7 protein-coding genes are annotated in these 5,162 nt (G+C 40.8%); 2 read left to right on the top strand and 5 right to left on the bottom strand.

All coding sequences use genetic code 11. The annotated features are described in order from the left end of the window. The first annotated feature begins 217 nt into the window (after nucleotides 1–217). Nucleotides 218–1,384, top strand: a complete 1,167-nt coding sequence (locus ACH2DQ_RS20225) for a class I SAM-dependent methyltransferase (RefSeq protein WP_394915366.1) — start codon at nucleotides 218–220, stop codon at nucleotides 1,382–1,384. Between the two features lies 1 nt (nucleotide 1,385). On the opposite strand, the gene ACH2DQ_RS20220 is transcribed toward ACH2DQ_RS20225, so the two are convergent. Further along, entirely contained in the window at nucleotides 1,386–2,474 is a 1,089-nt protein-coding gene (locus ACH2DQ_RS20220) for an LCP family protein (RefSeq protein ID WP_394915365.1), read from the bottom strand. Nucleotides 2,475–2,629: 155 nt separating this feature from the next. Then, nucleotides 2,630–2,851, bottom strand: a complete 222-nt coding sequence (locus ACH2DQ_RS20215; RefSeq protein ID WP_394915364.1) for a hypothetical protein — start codon at nucleotides 2,849–2,851, stop codon at nucleotides 2,630–2,632. Nucleotides 2,852–3,167: 316 nt separating this feature from the next. On the opposite strand from ACH2DQ_RS20215, the gene ACH2DQ_RS20210 reads away from it, so the two are divergent. Further along, on the top strand, nucleotides 3,168–3,308 hold the full coding sequence (locus tag ACH2DQ_RS20210; RefSeq protein ID WP_394915363.1) for a DUF6364 family protein: 141 nt from the start codon (nucleotides 3,168–3,170) through the stop codon (nucleotides 3,306–3,308). A 71-nt stretch (nucleotides 3,309–3,379) separates the two neighbouring features. Here the strand turns inward: ACH2DQ_RS20210 and ACH2DQ_RS20205 are convergent, their stop codons facing one another. The 3 genes from ACH2DQ_RS20205 to ACH2DQ_RS20195 all read right to left on the bottom strand — a co-directional run. Then, nucleotides 3,380–4,228, bottom strand: a complete 849-nt coding sequence (locus tag ACH2DQ_RS20205; RefSeq protein WP_394915362.1) for a bifunctional 5,10-methylenetetrahydrofolate dehydrogenase/5,10-methenyltetrahydrofolate cyclohydrolase — start codon at nucleotides 4,226–4,228, stop codon at nucleotides 3,380–3,382. A 44-nt stretch (nucleotides 4,229–4,272) separates the two neighbouring features. Beyond that, on the bottom strand, nucleotides 4,273–4,902 hold the full coding sequence (locus tag ACH2DQ_RS20200) for a cyclodeaminase/cyclohydrolase family protein (RefSeq protein ID WP_394915361.1): 630 nt from the start codon (nucleotides 4,900–4,902) through the stop codon (nucleotides 4,273–4,275). A 93-nt stretch (nucleotides 4,903–4,995) separates the two neighbouring features. After that, a partial coding sequence (locus ACH2DQ_RS20195; RefSeq protein ID WP_395027845.1) for a formate--tetrahydrofolate ligase occupies nucleotides 4,996–5,162 on the bottom strand: 167 nt, incomplete at its 5' end.

The raw sequence follows: 5,162 nt of genomic DNA, 5'->3' as shown, positions 1-5,162 counted from the left end.
ACAATTGTGTCAAGTGTTTTATCCCGAAAACATAATTGTTCACAACAAATTCACATTCTAATTCTGCATATTATCCTGATTTTTTGGATATAATCCTGAAATATTGTACAGATTCCATCTTGTAAAGTATTTTAATAAGTTTATAATTATTTTGTAAATAATATCATACTGTTTTGGTATTATATGAAATATCTATAAACGACTGGAGGTAAATTCAATGACACTAACGGAAAACTTTTTAATCCAATTTCTTCGAAGATTTGATGAATATCCTTTCTTAGTAAAACTAAGAGATGAAGAACATTTAATCGGTGACGGGACTCCCGCCTTTACGGTCAAATTGCAAAATGATATTCCAAAACAGGAACTGCTCACCAGTACTTCCCTCGCCTTAGGTGAAGCATATATGCGGGGTGATCTCGATATAGAGGGAGATTTGTTTGATGCACTGGATCACTTTCTGGGGCAGATGGGGAAATTTTCTACCAATCACTCTGCACTGAAAAAACTGATCTTCTCTTCACACTCGAAAAAGAATCAGCAAAAAGAAGTATCTTTTCATTACGATATCGGTAATGATTTCTACAGTTTATGGCTGGATGACACCATGAGCTACTCCTGCGGCTATTTCAAAAACGCGAATGATACCCTGTACGATGCACAAGTAAATAAAGTGGATTACATTCTGGAAAAGCTTTACCTGCAAAAAGGTATGAGCCTTCTTGACATTGGCTGCGGCTGGGGTTTTCTGTTGATTGAAGCTGCCAAAAAATACGGTGTGTCCGGACTTGGGATTACACTCAGCAAAGAACAGCAGAAAAAATTCCAGGACAGAATCAAAGAAGAAGGCCTTACCGGACAAATCTCCGTGGAACTGATGGATTACCGGGATCTGGCTAAAAGCGGCAGAACTTTTGACCGCATCGTAAGTGTAGGCATGCTGGAGCATGTAGGACGTGACAACTATGAACTATACATTAAAAATGTAGATTCTGTTCTGAAAAAAGGTGGATTATTCCTGCTGCACTATATCAGCGCCCTGCAGGAACATCCCGGTGACCCATGGATCAAAAAATATATATTCCCCGGCGGAACCGTTCCAAGCCTGCGTGAAATGGTCCATATTCTGGGAGACTATAATTTCTATACCCTGGACGTTGAGAGTCTCCGACGCCACTATTTCAGAACCCTTCGCTGCTGGAGCCAGAATTTTAACGAACACCGGGATGAGATCAATGATATGATGGGCAGTGAATTCACCCGTATGTGGGATTTATATCTGAATGCATGTGCAGCCACTTTCCACAACGGTATCATCGACCTGAATCAGATCCTGATCTCAAAAGGCATCAATAATGACCTTCCTATGACCAGGTGGTATTAATTTACTGAATCCCGGTATTATTTATGATCTGATTACTGATCTCCTGCACGGTGGATGACGGCGTATAGCTTTCCCCGCTGAATAAAAACTGATGAAGCTGGACAACATTACTTGCAAGATTCTTAGGAACTACACAGTCTCCTGCTGACGGTATATCTGCAGTATCTTTATCCATTGGGAAACCAGTGGTTTCTCCGATATTATATCCGGATATACCAGTTGCCAGCTTTATTAATTCGGTATTGGAAAGGCTTGTCAGGACCATAGGTAAAATTGTGTCGATTGCTTTATTTAAGGTAAGCAGATCAGTGGATTTTGCCTTTTGCATCAGCTGTTCCAATACTTTTCTCTGGCGTTCCGTACGTTCATAATCAAGTCCAATGTAACGGATTCGGCTGTATGCCAGTGCCTGCATACCATTCAAATGCTGCATTCCTGGTCCCGGAACATCCGGTGTGTCTTTTCCAACAACTTCCCGTCCTTCTACCAGATAGCCATTCAGCCACTTTACTTCCCCTTCTGTCAGTTCTATATCAACGCCGCCTAATAAATCTACTGCTTCTACAAGTGCCTGAAAATCAACGGTAATATAATCGCTGAGATTCAAATCCAGGTTCTTGTTCAGCATGTTCAAAGACTGCTGTGGTCCTCCAATGGAATATACTTCTGTTGCTTTTTGAAATCCTCCCTGAGTATTATCCAGGTAACTGTCACGGTAAACCGATGCCAGTTTCACTTCTTTTGTCTTATTATTGATGCTGCATATCATAATGGTATCGCTGTTGGCTCCAGATGACAGACTGCCTTCCCGGGAATCTACACCAAAAAATGCAATATTAGTATACCCGGACATATTTTTAAGCTCTGCAGGGTCCAGATTTGTATTGATAACAAGATCCTCTTTGGAAATATCATTCCGCTGGATCTTCGCAAATTTCACAAGAACAAACACGGCTGCCGCTCCAACGAGCAAAAGCAATACCAGCAGAATAAACGGCCACACTCTTCTTTTCTTTTTCCGCTTAGGCATCCTGCCATTCTGCGGATATCCTCCATATTGGTTATTGTACTGATCTCTTGAATCATTCATAATTTTCTCCTCTCATAAAGGCGGATAATTCAATGTTAAAACTGATGACTGTGGTATTATAACATTATTTGACTGCATTCGCTGAGATTTAAAGAAAGTTTAAGAAAGCTTAATGAAAACTACTGTTTCCCTGATAACTTTTATCTTTTCAATGCTTAGCGTACAATCCGGCTTCCGTATGTGAAAATTGTATTCAGGGCCTCGTTTAATTTTTCAGCCTCCGCCCGATTCCCGGCCATACAGAAAAGCTTATACCTCGTATCATGATCCAGAAGGATATGCTGCATGATACACAGCTTCTCTACCGGGCCAAATTTGTCCAGTTCCTGATAGAACTGTTCATGGATAAATAAATATTCATTATCATGTTCATCCATACTACACATTCTCCCCATATCTTTTATTTCCGCGAGCAACGAGCCAAACGGGCGCTTGCGGTACCATTTGGGGACTGTCACGGGGGTCAAAAACTCCGCTGTCCACGGCAGAATTTTTGAAAGTTTGCAATCAATGATTATAAATTTATATTTTACTATAATGCCCATTATTTTTCAATTATGACGGCAAAAATAGAAAAAGAATCTAATAAAATGACAATGAATTTCTAATATTCCTGTATCATTTGCACATGGTAAAAACAGAAGCTAAGGTATATAATATTTTTGGCAATTTTTACTACAGGGAGATGAGAAAATGAAAAAAAAGGTCAGCTTAACACTGGAAACAAGTGTCATTAAAAAGCTGCGGCAGTTAGCTGATTCTGATGAGCGTTCATTGTCACAATACATTAACATTGCGCTCAAAGCACACATCAAAAATCTGGGCACCGATTGATAAAAAAAGGAACGGTTCCGCTTCTTCAGCTTTCCCGTTCCTTTCCAGATCTAAAGAGATCTCCTATTCTTCTATAAAGTTCTCATAGCTGCTTCCACTACATGTCCTACCAGTACAGAAGTAGTTACACTTCCCACACCGCCAGGAACCGGAGTTATTGCATCCACGATTGGCTCTGCTTCATCATATTTTACATCGCCGCAGAGTTTTCCTTCTTCATTTACATTGATTCCAACATCGATTACAGTCTGCCCTGCTGACAGATAAGAACCGTCTACAACACCCGCACGTCCGGCAGCTACAATCACAATATCCGCCTCTTTTACAACAGAAGGCATATCCACTGTTCTCGTATGGCAGATGGTAACGGTTGCATTTTTCTTAATCAGCATCATAGCTGCAGGCTTTCCTACAACCAGGCTTCTTCCTACAACTACTGCCTTTTTACCGGTACAATCAATTTTGTAGTGATCCAGGATTTCCATACAAGCCTGAGGTGTACATGGAGGGAATCCCTGTTTCGTTCCGGCAAATACTCCTACCATAGAACCATCTGTAATTCCATCCACATCTTTTTCCGGTTTCAGTGCTTTGATTACTGCATCCTCATCCAGATGTTTTGGCAATGGACGGAAAATTAAGATACCATGAATTTTATCGTCTTTATTTACCCGCTCCAGAGTTTCCATCAGTTCTTCCTGTGTGACATCAGCAGGAAGGAGGAATTTTTCATAAGCTACACCCAATGTCTCACAGCGTTTTGTAGCACCTCTTTCATAAGATACATCATCCGGTCTTTCTCCTACCCGGATAATTCCAAGGGTAGGATTAATTCCTTTTCCTTTTAGCATTTCTGCATCTGCTTTAATTTTTTCATTTAAAGCAGCGGTTACTTCTTTTCCAAGTAATTGTTTTGCCATTTTTTATCCCCATTTCATAATTTTCTTTCAACTAATTGCCTCTGCTATTTCAGTCTTCCAAGCACACTTTTAAAGATATCATCTGCGATACTTGTATATTTTTCCAGCATGGCATCTGCTTTCTGATTTAACTCTTCTGCATATTCTCTGTTCTTCATTGATTTTGTATTAATATATACATTTAAGCTGGCACCTTCCAATGCTGCTTTGCAGAATGCTGCTCCAACACCAGCGTCACTGATGGCAAGGGTGCTTCCTTTTGCTGCAAATTCTACAATAATATCAATCGCCTCACAGCATTTTTCCATGATTTCCATCGGTACGGAACAGGCATCTTTTAGCACGATTTCCATAACACGTGCTTTTTCTGCTTTTTCTTCTTCGGTTTCACGAGGCATACCGTATGCTTTTGAAAGGGGTTCGAAGACTTCCGCATCTCTCTCGATTAAAGTTAAGAAATCCTTCTGAAGCTGGTCGGATTTTGCTTTTAACGCATACATTTCCTCTTCCACTTCCGCATATTTTTTCTTGCCTACCGTTAAACTTCCCACCATATTGCCCAGTGCTGTTCCGATAGCGCCAACTAATGCGGATGCGCCGCCGCCACCCGGAACCGGTGCTTTGGAAGCCAATACTTCTACAAATTCATTACATGGTACAGTTGAAAATCCCATAATAACCTCCTGGTGTTTTTAATATGAGGCGTAATAAATGAATACTACGCCCCTATGATCTGACTAGTGACACCCAGCATAAATACGCCAGTTTTAGAACAATCCGGAAATCTTTCCTGTCTCGTCTACATCGATTCTTTCTGCTGCCGGTACTTTTGGAAGTCCTGGCATGGTCATGATCTCTCCGGTAAGCGCTACGATAAAGCCTGCTCCTGCCGAGATCTTTAAGTTACGTACCGTTACTTCAAAGTCTGTCGGTG

It is taken from the genome of Robinsoniella sp., from assembly GCF_034124845.1.
Note: the sequence above shows the minus strand (reverse complement) of the source record. Positions and strands in the feature narration are given on the sequence as shown.